The organism is Candidatus Ornithobacterium hominis (assembly GCF_951229915.1).
Taxonomy (GTDB): Bacteria; Bacteroidota; Bacteroidia; order Flavobacteriales; family Weeksellaceae; genus Ornithobacterium; species Ornithobacterium hominis.
In genome coordinates, this window is sequence record NZ_OX579588.1 from 1,902,284 (window position 1) to 1,920,363 (window position 18,080).

Here is an 18,080-nt window from a genome sequence, read left to right on the forward strand (position 1 = left end):
TCATTTTTAATCTACTACTCTTACATTTACTTTAACACCATTGCTATTGCCATATTGTACAGCTTTATTAATTTATTCTATCTGCCTCCCAGTTTTCATAGCCTTTTGTAGTTTTTACTACTTTTATCAGCTCTTGTAGTCTGCTTTCTTTATTTTCCTCAAACCATTTAGCGTATAGTTTCAGTTCTTCCTTCGTCTTAGATTGAAAATCATAATCAATCGGCAAATTGTTTATTACTTGATACATAGGTTTATTTATTATGATTTTTTTTAATAATGAAAACAACACTTCTAAAAACATAACTTTCACAATTATTTATACCTTTCATCTAATCTATTCTCTAACATTGTATAAAATTCGTATATCGTCTCTCCTGTTTCCTCTTTTCTTGCTAATCTATTAGCTGTTATATAAAGTGACCATATACTGTTAAGTACATCCTTTCCAAAACCTTTTATCACCATATGTCCTATGTCCATATCATATTTACTACGAGAAAAATATTGCTCCCATTTTAAACCTTCATGGTTCTTTATAAAAACTTCTCCAAAATAAATCCCAATATCTACAGCCAACGAGCGGGTCTTTATTGTAATGTCCCAGTCTTGTATTTCTATATAATCTGGCACAGCAGCTCTCTTTTCTTTGTATTCTTCCTCTGAAAGCTTCTCTGTTTCTACATTCTCCTCAAACCACTTTCCAAGCATTTTCAGAGATTCTGGGCTGTAGTCTGCCTCCCAGTTTTCATAGCCTTTTGTAGTTTTTACTACTTTTATCAGCTCTTGTAGTCTGCTTTCTTTATTTTCCTCAAACCATTTAGCGTATAGTTTCAGTTCTTCCTTCGTCTTAGATTGAAAATCATAATCAATCGGCAAATTGTTTATTACTTGATACATAGGTTTATTTATTATGATTTTTTTTAATAATGAAAACAACATTACTCAATTATATTACTAATTCGAAATATAAATCTCCTTTTCCTATATTATAATTATTAATATATATATTAGCATATTCTATACTTCTATTAACAAAATCAGAGTAAGTTTCATTTTGGTTTCTTTCACAATACCAATTATCATAAGTAAGGATAATGTTATTGTCATTCTTCTTCCAAACATCTCCTCCTTTTATGGCAATACCTTCTTCTCTTAAAATCTCCAGTATATCTTGTATCTCCTCTCTATTAAAAGCTCTACTATTTACTCCAAACTCTAATAAACAAATACCTTTTGTTTTCATAATATCTTTTAATTTTTCCATAATAAATTATTTATCGGGTCTAAATAGGCGATGATTAATATTACCATTAGGTTCTTTTATAAATTCAAAATTCCCTTGTTTTCCTTTATATTTACCAGGTATTTTTAACATTTGTCTAGAAACACCATCTCCCCCTATAATAGTAGAGATTGTTCCATTAGATTCAAAAGATTTCACAGACTCTGGAAAAGAGTGAGCATCTCCCTTTTTCATTTGTCCAAGTACTTTATTTGTATATCTGGTATTAGAAAAGAAGGATTTTGTGACACTCTTTCCTGTTTTTGAAGAAACTACATATAAATTTCTATTACCTCCTATGTGTTTTCCAGCAGCCCCAAAAGCAGCACCTACTGTTGCGTCTACTACTACATCAGTTGCAGTAGTTTTCTTTCCTTGTATGGCTCTATTAACTACTCCCCCTACAACATTTGCTCCACCTGCTACTCCAGCTGTTACTGCTAAACTGGCTCCACCTGTAAATCCTGCTACTGCACCTGTTATAGCTCCTTGTGCCACACTTCCTCCTATGGCTTTCCAACTAGTTATTTTACCATTTTTATAAAGCTGCATTCCAGCTTCTATTCCTCCTCCTATGATAGCACCTACTAAGGCTCCACCAGCAGCTGTTATACAATTGGGACACTCTCCATCAGGGTCTACATATTTTACAGGATTTTGGTAACTAAATGTATAAACAGCATTGTTCATTGGATTAAATACCCCACCATTAGAAGAATCTTCATCCTCCATAGCTTCGTCTCTCAGCATCATAGGGTCTACATTGAGCCACAGACTTACTCTCGGGTCATAGTATCTCGCTCCGTAGTAGTAAAGCCCTGTCTCGCTGTCTAATTCCTTCCCATTAAACAAATACGGCATACTCGGAGACACAGAATGTTCCTCAAATAATACTTCTGGAATATTACCCTATACAAGCTACTTTATAGTCCAAAATATTTTTCTTACATTCTTCTTCTAAATAAGAAATTACTATATCTAAATTTACTTCTTTTGGAATATTAATAGAGTAATAAGGCTGATCCCTTAGTCCTTCCCAACCACATCCTAATTGTTTAAGTTCTTTTAATATATTTTTTTTATGAGTTATTTTATATATAACTATTTGTATAGTAGAATTTCCAGAGGGTATTATCAATTCGTCAAAAAACAATTCTCCACTATCTTCTTCTACTTTTATTACATCATTATATGCAATATTAGGGAAAAAAAAAGGGATATTTTTGACCTGATAATAATTTCCATATTTATCAGCCCAGAGGCTTTCAGTAGCTAATTCACCTTTCAAATCGTAATATACAAATTTTATTTTACTCTTTATCATTGTTTTTATTTTTTTGCTTGATTACAGTCTCTACATAATACTTGTCCATTATCAGGAGTTCCACTTCCTCCATCCCTTTTTCTCTTAATATGATCTACCTCTGTTCTATTTACAGGAGGCTTTACTCCTTTTATATCTTTTTGGGCAGGAATAGTTTCTTTTTTACAAAATTCACATATAGTTTTTCCTTTATTTCTAGCCTTATTTAAATCTATAACGGCTTCTTTTCCTGCTTTAGTAAAATCTTTTCCTGCTCTATCAATTTTACTTAGCTTTGCTGCTCTCTGCTCTGCTTTTGTAATATCAATAGCCTTTTCAATGGTTTTTACATGTTTTGCTATTTTACCTACTTTACCAATGTCACCAACTATTGGTACCACTCCTGCGGCGCTTAATATAGCACTTCCCCAATTTCCTTGCTCAGCTTCTAATGTTGCCGCTGCTATATCTGCCACCCCTGTTGGATCTACTATACCAACAATATCTAAAGCCGCTACTAAAACATCATTTCCTTGTAAAGTATAATTCCCACCTAAATCTCCAACAAGAGAACTAGCATCAACCGTAATGTCAATTAAATCTGTCTTGATAGTTACACTTGAATTGTTTGCTCCTCTTATTCGAATATCCTCAGGAGCCATACCTGTAGGATCAGTGAAATTAATAGGATTATTAAATGTGTATGCGTAAGGATTCCACTCATAAAACTCTTCCGCCAGTGGGTCTACATTCAGCCATAGACTTACTCTCGGGTCATAGTATCTTGCTCCGTAGTAATATAATCCCGTCTCGCTGTCCAACTCCTTCCCATTAAACAAATACGGCATGGTCTTGCTTGTGCTGTGTTCCTCAAAGAGCACTTCTCCAAAGGCAATATACTCCGTGTGCTGGGTTATTCTTCCCTCTCGGTCTGTAATATACGAAGAACTTCCCAAATGGTCTGGGTGGTAAAAATACAAATTCTTTTCTTTTATTCCATTATCTATGAAGCCATATCCTGCTTTTACGGTCTGCGGAGTGATGGGGTCTCCATATTGCACAGGAGGACCTGGCACATCTCCCGGCTCATTGAACTTCGGTGGCCTTGGCCAGCCTTCGGGCGGTTCTTGGTCTTGGCGGATATTCTGCCATCCAAGGCTCGGGTAAGGCTGTTCTGTCCATTCAGGGCTGGCGTAGATGCCATGCTGTGTCGGCGGACCAGGCGGGATTTTCAGTCCACGAATATAATTGTCCCTTGCCTCCTGCATTTGGGCACTCTGGCGGATATAGTCTATTCCTCCCGCTGAAATCCCCCTGTTTGGATGATGAAAAGTCCCCTCGCCCAGCTTGCTCACTATCCTGCTGCTTCCCTCAAAATAATGCTTGGTGAATCTGCCTTTCTGCACCACAAAATAAGGGTTCACATAGGCGGTATAGTCGTCCATATGGGTGATGACTGCCGATGTCAGCCCGTTGGTCACCACCGTACTGCTCTCCCCGCTGCTTTTTACGGCTCTCTCGCCCGTATGGTCGTAAGTGTAGAGATGCAGTTTTCCATTATCGTTAATGCCTCTCAGCCTGTTTTCCTCGTCCCAAACCATCGAGCGGAAACTCTTGGATTCCTCGTAATAGACAGGGTTGCCGTTGCCGTCATATTGGTAAGTTCGGGCTTTAGGTTTACCCATCTCCATGATTTCACTTGGAGCGTGAGGGTGGGAAGGGTTGTTGTAGCCTCTTTTTTTCTTTGGGCGTGCCCCTCGCCAAGGCTGTTCCTGCTTCATCGGGTCGGGCTGTACGCTGTTACTCCTCGCCGTCAGCCATGCTAAAACCCCACAACTACGGCTGTGGGGTATCCGCTGCCATCCCTCACGCAACCTCCTTTGCATTCCTGTTTTTATGCTTTCAATGAACTTCTATTCTTCTATTTTATTCAATCCATAAGGAGTTGTGAATTTCTAATAATGAAAATAACACTTCTTGAATGTCTATATTATGGTTTTTATATTATTATGTTAGTTCTGTTTATCAGATAGTTATATATTATTTATAATTAAAACAACACTTCTGGAGCATTACCACATTACCGGAATATTACCATGTTATTATATTAACCCAAGTTTCATTCATATGTGTGATTATCTCATCATAATTTTTATTTTTTGGTGATACAATTTCAAAATCTAAAAACCAATCCTCTAAACCATCCACATACTCATAAATATGTAATATATCATTATTTGAAAATCTAATAAAATAAGCTACAGTATCATCTTCTTTTATTTCTTTTATATAAATATTATCCTTTTCTAAATCAGGGTAATCTAACTTTGTCCATTCCGATGTTATTAGTTTTAATTTTTTATTTTTTTTTAACAAAAACTTATAAGAATCAAAATATAAATATTCACTATCTTCTAACTCTAATATGATTCTAAGTCCATAATGCCCTTCTTTCACTAAATAATATATCGCCTTTACTTTTTTCATAAATATAGATTTATCTCTTAATTGATATGCCTTTTGTTGTTACTTTATCATAAATAGTTTGTGAGAATTTTTTTCCATAAAAATAGCCTGTCACTCCTCCAATGAAAGCCCCAATAGGTCCCGTTACTACTTCTCCTACTCCACCTATCCAAACACCTATTCCTGTTCCAATTGCTCCACCTACTTTTGCACCAGCCCATGCACCAGCCCATCCTCCTGCTACTCCAGTTATGGTTCTAGGGTGATATCCGGAAGAATATACTTCATAAGCATCAAGTCCTATTCCTACAAATGTTAATACTTTTCCTGCAACTTTTAATCCATTCAATGTTTTTATTACATTTGAGTTTCCTTGTACAGTTGTTATTGTTCCACTATTTGCAACACCATCCGAAATAGCATAATTATTACCTAATTTATATACGGACGCTCCCGATTCATTCATCCACTGACCAAGCTTATTATATTTTAATCCATCTACTTTTGCTCTTATTTCTGGGCTATTCTTTATTTGCTCTGTTGTATATCCTAATTCTGTTTTTGCTGCTTCATAGAAACTTTTCATTTGTTTATTAGATATTTCAACAGCCTTAGATATATCTATTCCTTCAATACCCAAAGTTATTCCTGTGCTTGTTCGCCCTGTCCCTGTAGCATTTGCTGTTGTTGAGAACCAGTTATAGTTTGAATATTTACCATATTTGGTCGCATTAAATCCATTTTCTATTACCCCTTTAGCATTATTTGTATTAGTATATAATGTAGTAGGAGGGTCTTCACTTGCCATCCCTGTAGGATCTATCAGGTTTGTTGGATTATTATTCGTATATGCATAAGGTGTCATGGTTTTCTCTGCCAGCGGGTCTACATTTAGGAAAATGCTCACTTTCGGGTCGTAGTATCTCGCTCCGTAGTAGTAAAGCCCCGTCTCCGTATCCAGCTCCTTTCCATTAAACAAATATGGCATGGTCTTGCTTGTGCTGTGTTCCTCAAACAACACTTCTCCAAACGCTATGTATTCCGTATGCTGGGTTATTCTTCCCTCTCGGTCTGTAATATACGAAGAACTTCCCAAGTGGTCTGGGTGGTAAAAATACAAATTTTTCTCTATTATTCCATTATCTATGAAGCCATATCCTGCTTTTACGGTCTGGGGAGTAATCGGGTCTCCATACTGCACAGGAGGACCTGGCACATCTCCCGGCTCATTGAACTTCGGTGGCCTTGGCCAGCCTTCTGGCGGTTCTTGGTCTTGGCGGATATTCTGCCATCCAAGGCTCGGGTAAGGCTGTTCTGTCCATTCAGGGCTGGCATAAATGCCGTGCTGTGTCGGCGGACCAGGCGGGACTTTCAGTCCTCTTATGTAGTTATCCCTTGCTTCCTGCATTTGGGCACTCTGGCGGATGTAGTCTATTCCTCCCGCCATGATGCCCGTGTTTTTATGCACAAAAGTCCCCTCGCCCAGCTTGCTCACTATCCTGCTGCTTCCCTCAAAATAATGCTTGGTGAATCTGCCTTTCTGCACCACAAAATAAGGGTTCACATAGGCGGTATAGTCGTCCATATGGGTGATGACGGCCGATGTCAGCCCGTTGGTCACCACCGTACTGCTCTCCCCACTGCTTTTCACAGCTCTTTCTCCCGTATGGTCGTAAGTGTAGAGATGCAGTTTTCCATTATCGTTTATGCCTCTCAGCCTATTTTCCTCGTCCCAGACCATAGCGCGGAAGCTCTTAGATTCCTCGTAATAGAGAGGGTTTCCGTTGCCGTCATACTGGTAAGTTCGGGCTTTAGGTTTGCCCATCTCCATGATTTCACTTGGGGCGTGAGGGTGGGCAGGGTTGTTGTAGCTGTAGTCCAGCGTATAGCCCTTCTGCACCCCTCCAGAGAGGTGGTTTAGTTCTTTCTTTGTGATGGAGTTAAGATTATTATAACTCATTTTCAGCTCATAGCTGGCGCTGGTAAGCTCTCCCGTGTAGTTTCCTTTGGCGAGGGTCAGCCGGTTGAGATTATCATACTGATATTCATAGCTGGAAGCCCCGCCCAGTGCATTGCGGATAATTGGAAGCTGGTTCTCCACCTTGAGGATATTCCCTACCAAATCATACGCATAACGGTTGTTCTGGATAAGGAAACTTCCCACGCCTCCTGCTGGGGTAAGACTTTCGGCCTTGAGCTGTTCAAGGCGTCTCATCACAGGGTCGTAATGGTAACGGGTCTCGGTATCGTTTCCGTAGAGACGGTATACTTTCTGCTCAAACTCATCATAGCCCTGCTGTTTCAGGTAGGTGTAGGCATGCTCCTCACTTGGTGCTGTGCCTTCGGGAGCTTTATAGCCTTTCAGGCTCGTTAAGTTCCCTGCAATATTATACCCAAAGTCCAGTCTTTCCCCATCAGGATAAACCAGCTTTTGGATACGGTTCCAGCTGTCGTATTCATACTGGGTGACATAGGTCTGCACTTCTACGGGCTTTATACGCAGACTTCGGATTTCCTTAGTCACCTCGCCCATATCTCCGTAGAAGTATTCTGTTCCTCCACTGGCATCTTCTACCAGCCAGAGTCTTCCTCTTCTTCCTGCCTGCTCATTCTGTGCTCCATAGTGGTAGCGGACATTGTTTTCAGGATATTTCGGGTATTTTATCTCCTGCAGGCGGTTGTAGTCATAGTGGTAGGTGATATAGCCATCAGGCATTTCTTCGCGTATCTGGCTGGTTTGTCTCTTGATGAGATTTCCTGCCTTGTCATAGACCAGAATAGTCGTTCCTGCATCAGGATGTACTAATTTGGTTCTTCTTCCTAAGAGGTCATACTCGTTCAGGGTTTGGTGTCCCTGTGCATCAGTTACCTTGGTAAGCTCTCCTATGGCACTGTATTCAAAATGGGTCTCTGTGCCGTCAGGCTGCACTTGGGTCAGCACTCTTCCCTGCGCATCGGTATAGGTATGGCTTTGCCTATTGAGCGCATCAGTCTGTGTGGTGTGCAGGGTATTTTCTCCCTTGTGGTGAGTGATTTTATAGGCCGTTTTCACGCTGGAACCATCAGGCAGAATCTGCTCTACCGGCCGGTCTTTCTCATCATAGAGGGTTTTGGTCGGCGGGATGCTGCTGCTTGGTGCGGGCACCAGCTGGCTCTGCACCGATGCCGTGAATGGATAATAGGTCTCTACTACCCTGCCTAAGGCGTCATAGATCTGTTTTCCAGAGATGATGTGTTTTTCTTCATCAGCAAGTCCTCTTCCTTTGAAGATACTTGCGGTCTTTTTCACCTGCACCGCTCTTCCCAGTCCGTCAGCATAGGCATAGGTTTCTATAGCTCGGTTATGTTCAGGGTCGTAGTTTCTGGTCAGTGCATAAGGCAGCTGTCCAGCAGGACGAGACTGATTAAGGTTCGGATATTCATAACGGATGGTGTAGGGTTTTCCAGCTTTGGCTTCTTTAGGTCCTAAGATACTGATGGTTCTTCCCTTAGCATCCAGCGTATAGAGCATACTCTCCCCGTTTCGGTCAGTAGTTTTTACTGGTGCTCCAAAGCGGTAGTCATATTCTATGGTATTTTCATACCCAAAATGATCTTTAATCTTGGTAATATGGCTGTGAGTTTCAGGGTTGTACTGATAGCTGAGCTGTGAGCGTTGTCCTTTCTCATTCTCTGCTCCAGTTACCTGTATCAGGTTGCCGTATTCATCATAAGAAAGCTGTGTCTCTGTATAGATTCCTACTCCAGAGAACTGGCGTATTTTGATGACTTCTGCGGTCTGCGGGTGGATGTCTGCTTCCCGTTTTCTTACCTCTCCATTAGCATCTTTTACGATAATACTTTGGGCAATACCCCCGAAGTAAGGGGTTGCACTTTCATAATAGCGGATATCAGCTTCTATCTTATCAGAAGGTTTTCCTGCTCCATGGTCTATGTACTTGACGATATTTCCTACTCGGTCATAGTGTTTCTCCGTTTTCTTTTCTAGGTAATCGCTCTGCTCATATACTCGTTCTCTCTCTTCTTTTGGTGCGATGAATACAGATTTTGTATCCATCTGCGGAAGAGAAAGTTGGTTCGACGGGATTACCGCTCCGCTTTGTGCATCTGCGATGTGGTAAGTTACATTGCTTTCGCTGAGTTTCGCTCCATTTTTATCAAAGGTTGTACTTTTCTTAAGCTGAGATTTTCTAAAAAAGTCTTCATTATAATATTCCTGAACGCTGGTTCTCAGCACTGTACCATCTTGTGGATTGATCTGCTTCTGCTTTACCTCGCCATAACCATAGAAACTGCGCTCTCTTCGGTCATAGTAAGGTTTGTTGTATTCAAATCTTGAGATAGCGTAATCTTCTCCATCACCAGTATAGCCATCAAATACCTTTACTTCTTTAAGTACCCATTGGCTGTTAGGGTTTTCATAAGTTGGCATTTTACGCTCATAATCTATTTCAAACCAGCTTCCTGTTGCTGTTTCTACTCGCTTCAGCATATTGGTTCTGCGGATATTAGAATAGGCTACTCTCAGGTCATTTTCATCTTCAGAGAGTACATAATCTAAGTTGCCATCACCATCTACATCAAGGAAAGTAGCCTCTACACGGTTAGTATTAGTTCCATAGGAGCCTCCTTCTGTAAAACTGAGACGGACAAATATAGCAGGTATATTAAATCCAAAGGAAAGGTTCACACCCCCTCCATGACTTATGGAGACATTTCTTCCTACAGGTCTTCCTGCTGTTCTAGGAATGAATAGAGGAGTGGTATCCCATCGGTTTCCAAGGTTAGGATAAACAAGAGTTCCATGGTCTTGGTAGATTACTTTATCTGCCAGTCCATCACCGGTCATATCCAGCAGCTGAGTTTTCATATCAGTGATGGATTTTCCGTAGCTGTATCCTCCAGTAAAGGATCCTGATTGTTTAGAATATCCAAGACTTGAACCGCCGCTGGTATCTGTACTTTCTCCTTTGTTGAGAGTTCCAAAATTCCAAGGTTCTGGACTCCAGAAGCCGTATCCGGTATTGTAGGCAACAGAACTGCTTGTGACTCTGTCTGCCAGCCCGTCTCCATTAATATCGGTATAGGTATGCTCTGCATGGTCTTCTCCAGAAGAGATGCCTCCGCTGAGCCCCAGCGTTGCTTTTGCCTTATCAGCATCTTGTGCTCCTTGGGTAGCAGTATTTTGCTGCTGTTGGGTAGATTTCTCTGTATTTTTAGAAGCAGACGATTTAGCTAAAGGATGAACATAGGTTCCATTCATAGACCCTCCTCGGTTAGAAGATTTAGAATGCGTAAAATCTCCTATTCCAGCTGTCTGTCCTGAGATGCCTCCTCTCGGGGTGGTATACTGCACGAAGCCTCCACGGACAAAATCTGGGAAACGGTCACCATTAAAATCCGCCATGGTCTCTTTGATGTAGGTGTCTCCAGAACCTCTGGAACTACCAATTCCTACACTTCCCCCTCCTAAATTTGCTCCTATAGAGAAGACCTCACTACGCCCTTCATTAATCATATTTAAGGCTCTACCACTACCTCCTGAAAGCACAGGAAGTGAAGTGTCTAAATACTGAATAATATCATTTTCCCCTAATCTGGAAGGAGAAAACTCCTCTCTGCTGATATAAATATCATCTTCTATTCCTGTAAATCTTGAAATAGGAGTATTCCCTTTTGTTCTAATGAAATAATGGCTAGAAACTTCCATTTCTGGACGGGCAATACTTCCATCATGTTGACTAGGATCTACATTAGGAGGGTTAGAGCTGTCATAATTTCCATAGTTCTCTACCAGCAGACTTTGGTCTATGATACTAGAAGCTTTAGTTCCATTAAGCACAAAACTTCCCCATCCTCTAAAGGCTTTACCAAATTTTACTTCACTATGAGGTTCCTCAAAAGGAATATAAACTCCATAATCTTTGTGTTGCTGAATGGAGGTAGCAATATGATGACGATGAGTAGGAGTATATCGAGGGTCTGTCTTCGCCAGTCTTATAGAATCCTTAATTTGAGCTTTTATTTCAAAATGATGGTCATCAAGGAATTCTTTCATTTTTTTATTGGAAACATTAGCTTCTAGAAAAACTTCTTTTCCTAATACCACAGAATCAGATACTATATCAGAAGGTTTTGGATTCAGACTTAGTATCCCATTCACTACCTTGTAGCGTTTACGCGCTACTACTTTTCCTTCCTGCTTTGCTGTTAGAAGGATATCTCCACTGGTTGGTGGGGTTCCTGGAGCGGGAGCAGGTGTTGGTGAAGTAGGAGGAGTAGCAGAATATAGATGAATCCTTAGCTTTCCTTTTTGTGAAGGCATCATATAGCGTGGAGTATAGAAGTTATCAAGCTTCTCATATATTTTAAAATCTGCACTAATCGGATGGCTGACATTTCTCCTCTCTCCGTCTACATATTCTATACTAGGTCTAAAGTCTATATTTCTCCAGTTAATTTCTGTTTCACTTTCTATTTCTACTTTCAGTGCTTCAGCCTGCTGGAAGCTACCCAGCGGGATTAAAGACAAATCATAGGTAGCAGCAGCTTCACTGAAATACTGCTCATGAACAAGCGTTTTACTGCCATGAGTAAGGTCTATCTTATAAAATTTTAATTTAATACCATCTGTAGTAGCTCCTTTTACAAAGTTACCTCTTAATGTAGGACGAGTATCGCTTGAAAAAGCATACATCTGCTCAGAAGAAAAGAGAATATCCTCTATGGTATATTTCTTTAAATCAAGGCTGTTCTCATCCTGTGCTGCAGCAAGAGAAGTATAAGTAATCTCTGGTTTCCAAAAAGTTTTATCATAGTTTCCATCTTCCTTAGAGCTTACTCTGAAGTAAAGCACATCTCCTTTCTGTACATTGAGTTCTTCTGTTTTGAATTTCAAGGCATAATCATCTGCAGTAATATCTTCCTGCCAAACAAGATTTCCTTTATGCTGAAAATAAAGCTTTACCCCATCTGCTTTTGGAGTGCCATCGTTTTTAGTATACTCAGCTCTTTTAGGAGATAAATCTTCTATCAATTTGTAGGTATGGGAAATGGAAATTCTTCCTGCCACTGGAGCTTTCCAGGTTCTTACCACATCATGAAGCGGATTGTTTCTTTCCAATTCCTCTCGGGTAATTCCCGTGGTTCCTGAGATGCTAAGGGTTCCTGTGTTGAGAATAGGAGAAGGCGTACCTGTACTATTTGGTGAGAATGTTGGTATTCCATTTACCAAACGGTTATAGTATATCGTTCCTCTATTGGCAAAATCTACCAGCCCATCTCCATTGAAGTCCATAAAATAACTTTCAGTGATACTCTTAGATACCTGTTTGTTATAACCGATAGGAAACCCTACTTTATCGCTAAGATTAACCATTAAATCTACTCCAAAATTATAGGAATTAGATTTTGTTCTTCCTAAACTAGAGAGATTAATAGGAATTTTGGGACCAAAATCTTCTGTTCCTAAAGCGGTAAGGTTTTTTCTATAGTAAACGCTGCTACCATCAATATAAATTTTATCAGGAAGGTTATCTCCATCTATATCCTGAAAGAGAACTTTAGAATGAGTGCTTCCCCAGTTGCTTCCTCCACCGCCTCCTAAGGTATTGTTATTAAATCTTCCTATTCCTGTAATTCCTACTCCCACTCGGAAGTTTACCCCTCCACTCTCGGAGTTGGAAGTTCCCACCAGTGTAGGTTTACCAGAAAAACCATCTATTCCTAGAATAGTATAGGCAATGTTATCAGATGGAACTTGCCAAGTTTTAAAAGCTCCAAAAGGAATATAATTGCCATTACTGTCATGAACATCATCATAATAATCCATTTTGTTAGTATAGAAAAGCTGTCCTTCAGCATCATAACTGCGGATTTCTTTCAGTAATGTTTTTTTGAAGGCACCCTCTCTGTAGACCAACTCATAAGAGCGAACCATTTGTCCAGAGTACTTTATTTCTATTTTTCGAAGAAGCCTGTCGTGCTGTTGTTTAAAACCAAGCCTTGCAGAAATTTGAACATCATTTCTTAGGTTTTCTCCCAAGTCTTTGTCTGTAATAAAATGTACAGAGTAAGCTCCTTTGGTGTTGTTTTTTCCAGTATAATAAATACTTTTAGGGTAGAGTACCCCTCCATCTTTTACATATTCATAGTGGATACTGTTTCCTTTCAGGTCTTTCTGAGAAAAAATCGCCCAGTGCCCTATATTACCCTGAGGATCTGCAAGCACAGAAGAAGCAACTATACTGTTTTCATCTCTCCCATAGTAAAAAGTAACCCCGCTTTTAGATTTTACCATCCAATGATAATTATTAGGATGGTTTCCTTTTCTAATGATTTGGTTAAAGCTCCCTTCCCTTCTTGGGTAAAAATGCTTGTTTGTAGTTCTGTTTTCCCACTCATTTCTGTGAGTGTTAGGTAGAAGTTCTTCTCCTGATAAAATATAAGATTCTGTCTCATATTGAGCATCATAACGAGGTGCTCCCCAACGGGTATCAATACTTAGAGATGGAAGGGTTAAATTCCATCCTGTTCCCAGCCAGCTTTGACCGCCATTACTGCTGTATTGTATACTCAGCCCTGGCTGCATACCCGCTCTTCCAGCTGGAAGATCTATAGAAAAAGAGGTTGAAGCTGAGCCGTCTGGACTTGCTGAAGGTGGAGAAACTGACTGTACTCCAACAAAAGGGCTTGCAGCTTTGAGTCCACGGATGCTGGTAGGAGTAAAACCTGAAGTATCGGGACTTTCAGGAAGTTTGATAATTCCCGCAATAAAGGCTGAAGATTCTTTAGTTTTCCCGCTGACACTCTCTGCTAAATGAGATTTTACTTCTGATTGTGGAAGTTTCTGCCATCGCTTTTTAGCTCTGTCGTAGAAGAAAATGGAAATGTCTTTTTCAGTATATCCTTCTGGGATTTTAGTTTTGTCATAAGCAATTTCAATAGAAATTTCCTTTTCAAATAAAATTCCCCTAGGCCGCATACGATAGCCCTCCGCATTTTTTGTTAGATTAATTATGTTGCTTCCTAGAGCAGGAAGATTTCTTTTATTTAGGGCAGAAACAGATACTCTTAGTGCCTTAGAGACACTTCCTTCTGGAAATTCAGCCCAAAATCCCTTCTGACTGATGACCGCTGCAGAGGAAGGAGTAACAAGCTTACTTGATAAACTAGGATGTTCTTCTGTAGTATCAGGTTTATTTTTGTTTTCTATTTCTTTAGTGCTGAAAAAGTCTAAATGCCTTGAAGCATAGGTTACAGCTCCTAAGCTGGCACTTATCCCTAAAAATAAAAATATATGATAGATGTATTTTTTTCTCATGTTGATACAACTAATGAACAATAAGTTTTAAGCTGTTTTCTCCCAATAGTGTTTTAATATGGATGATATATACCCCTGAAACACCAATATTTCCATGATATTCATACTGAGATAGATTATAGAAATTCTGTGACTGCATGAGCCTTCCCTCTATGGTATAAATGCTGACCTGTCCGCTGGTGGTTTTAGGGAACGCTGCCTGAAGCGTAAAATTTCCTCCTGGAGCAGGATTAGGATAGAGCAGAATCTGCGAATCCGCAATTTCATTTTCTACATAAGTCTTGAATTTAGAAACAGATTTACAGCCATGCTCGTTTTTGATTCTAAGCTCATAGTCACCTGCCTGGCTGAGGAGATAATTTTTGTTTTCTGAAACTAGACGACCGTTCTGGTACCACTGATAGGCATAGTTCCCTTTAGGCAAGCTTTCTTCTGGAGACAGCAGCAGTGGTTTTTTAGCGATAATATATTCTGAATTGAGATTTGGTAGCGGAGCATCTCCGTCAGAGAGATAAAAGCTATCCTTGTAAGTCCTTCCATAAGCATCAGAAATGTTATATAAATACTTTCCTGAAGAAAGGCGCAGAGCCTTTTGATTAAGCTCTTCAGAGCTTAAGTTCATACTTTGCTGATAGGAAGGAGTTTCTTCTCTATGAAGGGTTACATGATAAGGAGCCTGCCCTCCCACAATATTAAATCTTACTTTTCCAGAGAGGCTTTCCCTGCATTTGGAGGCTTCTATATCTAGATGAGAAAACATCTCTGGTGCTATCCAGATACTATAAGCAGTCTGCCCATTGGCGGAATCTTCCCAATTATTTAAAATAAATGGCTTTTGAGAGGAAACTTTTCCTAATTTATGATACTTTGTTGAAGTGGGATGAAATAATCGCTCCTTAGAAGAATCTGTGACCAGCCAATAGTAATCATTTTTCTCACTAGACTTTGCTTCTTTATCACTTGAAAGAGGAGGCAGGACTCTAGGGTCAGCCTTCCAATGCAGTTCTATATCAGAATGTTTATGATAATCCATTAACCAAACTCTGGAGAGTCCTCTGGGCTGACCTTCTTTTTGTTTTTTTAGTTCTAATTCTTTCCCATTATCACTCCAGAAAACAAAATAACCATCTGGAATTTCCTTGCCATTTTTTGCAGTGAGCCCTACGGTAATCATCTGCTCATCATTAGAATTTCTGCTGACCATCTGGGAGATTTCTCCCTCTTTATCTTTTCCTACAGCTGTAATATTTTGATTAAATTCCTTGTGTTCAGTATAATCCCATATTTTCTCTCCTCTACTGTTATAGTAATTTTTATATTCTGTCTGGCTGAGAGAAACACCATATTTAATGGATAAATATGATGCTACCTGCTGCATTTCCATAGGGGAAAGTACTCGGTCATAAAGTAAAATTTCTCCAATATATCCAGAAAATCCTTCAAGTGGCAGATGAGCTATTTTTCCTGCTAAATGAAGTTCGTACTGAGAAGATTTATTTGGGGTATTATTTTCCTTGGACTCTAGATTTTTATAATGCTGGTAATAATGAATTTTTACCTTGTCTCTATTTCCCTGCGGATAGCTGCTGTACATGGTTTTTTCCATATCAGCAAAACGACGGTTGGTAGCTACTAGTTTATACTGAGCAGCAGATGTATTTAAAAGAGACCATAGGGGGTATTCTCCCTCGTTTTTTTCTCCTTTATAAACTACAAAAAGTGAGTAATGTTCTGCTGCAGATTTTTCTAAAGGCAGAGAAATTGTTTTTCCTTCTTTGATGTAAAAAACTGGATTTCCATTGATGCTAAGCCCTTCTGCTTTATCAAAATGAATTTCCTGTCCTTTTATTTTTTCTTTTACCTGTGTTTTTCCTTTTTCCTTTTCGGTTTTTATCCAGTAGAGCGGAGTGGGAACTCCTGAAGGATATTTTTCTTGTGCATAAACCTTATAAAAGGAAAGTAAAACTCCTAGTGAAAAATAAAGTTTCCTCATATTTTTCGTATATTTTAAAAGTTATTGTATCCGTCAAAAGTAAAGCGGTAACCGATATCGAGGAAAAAAGCATTGACCATGTTATTCTGCTCTCGGTAGCGGTGTCCATTCTGCTGTGTTTCCAAAGCGTCTGACAATCCCAAATGATAACGGATGCCTATATTCAGTTTATTATCAAACTCATAACCAATACCCATACCTAAATGGAAATAGTCCTTCCCTTCCAATGACTGTTTTAAAACATTCTGTACCACAGCATCAGGCTCAAAATAAACACCCGACCTTCTGGACATCTCTGCTCCATTGGAGCGGTATTCCAAAACATCTTTATCTAAATTAAAGTTAAAATAAGGACCTGCTCCTGCATAAAAACCTTCTGTAAAGTAAAACTTTACCATAACCCCTGCATTGAGGCTATGATAAGGAAATTTAAGGGTATAGTTTAATCCGTTGGTGTCGGTATATTCAACTTGTCCAGGCTGGTAGGAATAGTAGAGTTCTGGCTGAAAACTGATTCTCACTTCAGGATAGTACCAGTTTAAGAAAGCTCCTGCTCCATAACCAAATTTATAGGGTTCTTTTATGGTATAACTTGCATATATATTATCAGGGATAAGTACCTTTTCAATATTGGTGATTTTAGAATATATTCCTCCTGCAAATACACCATAAGTAATTCTTCTTTCTAAACGCTGTCCATATGCTGCTGAAGCAGAAATCAGCAACAACAAAAATCCTATTTTTTTCATTTCTTTTTACCAATTATGAAAACTATATCCTACAGAGAGACTTAGATGAGAGCTGCGATTAGTGTTTTCCAAAAATTGAAAAGAAGTCACTCTATTTCCTATCATATCTCCCACACCATGATAATATCTTAAATCAAAATGAAAATTATCCTCAAGTTCATATCCTAAGGAAAAGCTCAGATTAAAATCATCCTTCCCCACAATTCCTTCTCTATAGAACTGACGAAAATTGGTGTCATAGAGACCATTACGCTCTTTGGAGTTATAACTTATTGCATGTGGAGTAAGATTTTTAGAATAGAAGGCTCCTATGCCTATATTTAACCCTAAGAAAGGATATACCTTATAAATTCCGCCAAGCATTAAATATGAATACCTAAGCCCTAGTTTGTAACTACTGCCCGTGGTTTCGTTGTTGTAATTTACTTCTGCGCCTGAATAACGAAATAATAGCTCCGGCTGAATAGCAACTCTGGAAGCAGGAAGTTTATAATTTAAAAAAAGACCGCCTTCAACTCCAAAAACACCCTTACTTGTAATATCAAACAATTGTCGATTGTTTTCCCTTCCAATAAGCATCTCTGGGAGATTGGTAACACGGGAATGCAGAGCTCCAAGTTTCAGACCATAGGTTAAATTATCTAAATACTGACCTTTGGATAGTCCAGAAATTAGCAGTAGCATTAAACCTAGTTTCTTCATCTTCTATTTGAATGTTTATTTAACAAATTTTAACACTCTCAAATGTATAAGCTTTTATATTCCTATGCAATATGACTTTTATCATGATTTTATTTTTTTTAATAAAAAGCTACTTAACTATATAGTTACTATTATTCCAAACTCCATAATTTAAAATCATTCTTCTTGAATTTTTCCTCTTCTTCTTTATCTTTATTCACAACTATCCGAAAGTAGATAAATAAAAAGTGCTTGAGAATGCTTTACTTTGAAAAAGATCTAAC

11 protein-coding genes are annotated in these 18,080 nt (G+C 39.0%); all 11 read right to left on the reverse strand.

All coding sequences use genetic code 11. From position 1 onward, the window contains the following. Positions 1-67: 67 nt before the first annotated feature. The 11 genes from QOX03_RS08945 to QOX03_RS08995 all read right to left on the reverse strand — a co-directional run bounded on the left by QOX03_RS08945 (position 68) and on the right by QOX03_RS08995 (position 17,817). Entirely contained in the window at positions 68-247 is a 180-nt protein-coding gene (locus tag QOX03_RS08945; RefSeq protein ID WP_283670867.1) for a hypothetical protein, read from the reverse strand. A gap of 65 nt (positions 248-312) precedes the next feature. After that, a complete protein-coding gene (locus tag QOX03_RS08950; RefSeq protein ID WP_283670868.1) occupies positions 313-897 on the reverse strand; it encodes a hypothetical protein in 585 nt (194 codons plus the stop codon). Between the two features lie 49 nt (positions 898-946). Then, entirely contained in the window at positions 947-1,264 is a 318-nt protein-coding gene (gene imm40, locus QOX03_RS08955; protein WP_283670869.1) for an Imm40 family immunity protein, read from the reverse strand. A 6-nt stretch (positions 1,265-1,270) separates the two neighbouring features. Continuing rightward, on the reverse strand, positions 1,271-2,143 hold the full coding sequence (locus QOX03_RS08960; RefSeq protein WP_283670870.1) for an RHS repeat-associated core domain-containing protein: 873 nt from the start codon (positions 2,141-2,143) through the stop codon (positions 1,271-1,273). A 43-nt stretch (positions 2,144-2,186) separates the two neighbouring features. Then, on the reverse strand, positions 2,187-2,606 hold the full coding sequence (locus QOX03_RS08965) for a DUF4265 domain-containing protein (protein ID WP_283670871.1): 420 nt from the start codon (positions 2,604-2,606) through the stop codon (positions 2,187-2,189). A 5-nt stretch (positions 2,607-2,611) separates the two neighbouring features. Then, positions 2,612-4,471, reverse strand: a complete 1,860-nt coding sequence (locus QOX03_RS08970; protein WP_283670872.1) for an RHS repeat-associated core domain-containing protein — start codon at positions 4,469-4,471, stop codon at positions 2,612-2,614. Positions 4,472-4,676: 205 nt separating this feature from the next. Next, positions 4,677-5,072 (reverse strand): hypothetical protein, encoded by a 396-nt coding sequence (locus tag QOX03_RS08975; RefSeq protein WP_283670873.1) that lies wholly within the window; start codon positions 5,070-5,072, stop codon positions 4,677-4,679. Between the two features lie 10 nt (positions 5,073-5,082). Next, entirely contained in the window at positions 5,083-14,373 is a 9,291-nt protein-coding gene (locus tag QOX03_RS08980) for a SpvB/TcaC N-terminal domain-containing protein (RefSeq protein ID WP_283670874.1), read from the reverse strand. Positions 14,374-14,383: 10 nt separating this feature from the next. After that, complete coding sequence (locus QOX03_RS08985) at positions 14,384-16,366, reverse strand: T9SS type A sorting domain-containing protein (protein WP_283670875.1); 1,983 nt, start codon at positions 16,364-16,366, stop codon at positions 14,384-14,386. Positions 16,367-16,380: 14 nt separating this feature from the next. Beyond that, a complete protein-coding gene (locus tag QOX03_RS08990; protein ID WP_119059892.1) occupies positions 16,381-17,115 on the reverse strand; it encodes an outer membrane beta-barrel protein in 735 nt (244 codons plus the stop codon). Positions 17,116-17,121: 6 nt separating this feature from the next. Continuing rightward, on the reverse strand, positions 17,122-17,817 hold the full coding sequence (locus QOX03_RS08995) for an outer membrane beta-barrel protein (RefSeq protein WP_119059891.1): 696 nt from the start codon (positions 17,815-17,817) through the stop codon (positions 17,122-17,124). Positions 17,818-18,080 lie beyond the last annotated feature (263 nt).

Excerpts from the sequence above, each read along its gene's own strand:
- QOX03_RS08945 (WP_283670867.1), bottom strand. The coding sequence starts at position 247 with ATGTATCAAGTAATAAACAATTTGCCGATTGATTATGATTTTCAATCT.
- QOX03_RS08950 (WP_283670868.1), bottom strand. The coding sequence starts at position 897 with ATGTATCAAGTAATAAACAATTTGCCGATTGATTATGATTTTCAATCT.
- imm40 (WP_283670869.1), bottom strand. The coding sequence starts at position 1,264 with ATGGAAAAATTAAAAGATATTATGAAAACAAAAGGTATTTGTTTATTA.
- QOX03_RS08960 (WP_283670870.1), bottom strand. The coding sequence starts at position 2,143 with ATGCCGTATTTGTTTAATGGGAAGGAATTAGACAGCGAGACAGGGCTT.
- QOX03_RS08965 (WP_283670871.1), bottom strand. The coding sequence starts at position 2,606 with ATGATAAAGAGTAAAATAAAATTTGTATATTACGATTTGAAAGGTGAA.
- QOX03_RS08970 (WP_283670872.1), bottom strand. The coding sequence starts at position 4,471 with ATGCAAAGGAGGTTGCGTGAGGGATGGCAGCGGATACCCCACAGCCGT.
- QOX03_RS08975 (WP_283670873.1), bottom strand. The coding sequence starts at position 5,072 with ATGAAAAAAGTAAAGGCGATATATTATTTAGTGAAAGAAGGGCATTAT.
- QOX03_RS08980 (WP_283670874.1), bottom strand. The coding sequence starts at position 14,373 with ATGAGAAAAAAATACATCTATCATATATTTTTATTTTTAGGGATAAGT.
- QOX03_RS08985 (WP_283670875.1), bottom strand. The coding sequence starts at position 16,366 with ATGAGGAAACTTTATTTTTCACTAGGAGTTTTACTTTCCTTTTATAAG.
- QOX03_RS08990 (WP_119059892.1), bottom strand. The coding sequence starts at position 17,115 with ATGAAAAAAATAGGATTTTTGTTGTTGCTGATTTCTGCTTCAGCAGCA.
- QOX03_RS08995 (WP_119059891.1), bottom strand. The coding sequence starts at position 17,817 with ATGAAGAAACTAGGTTTAATGCTACTGCTAATTTCTGGACTATCCAAA.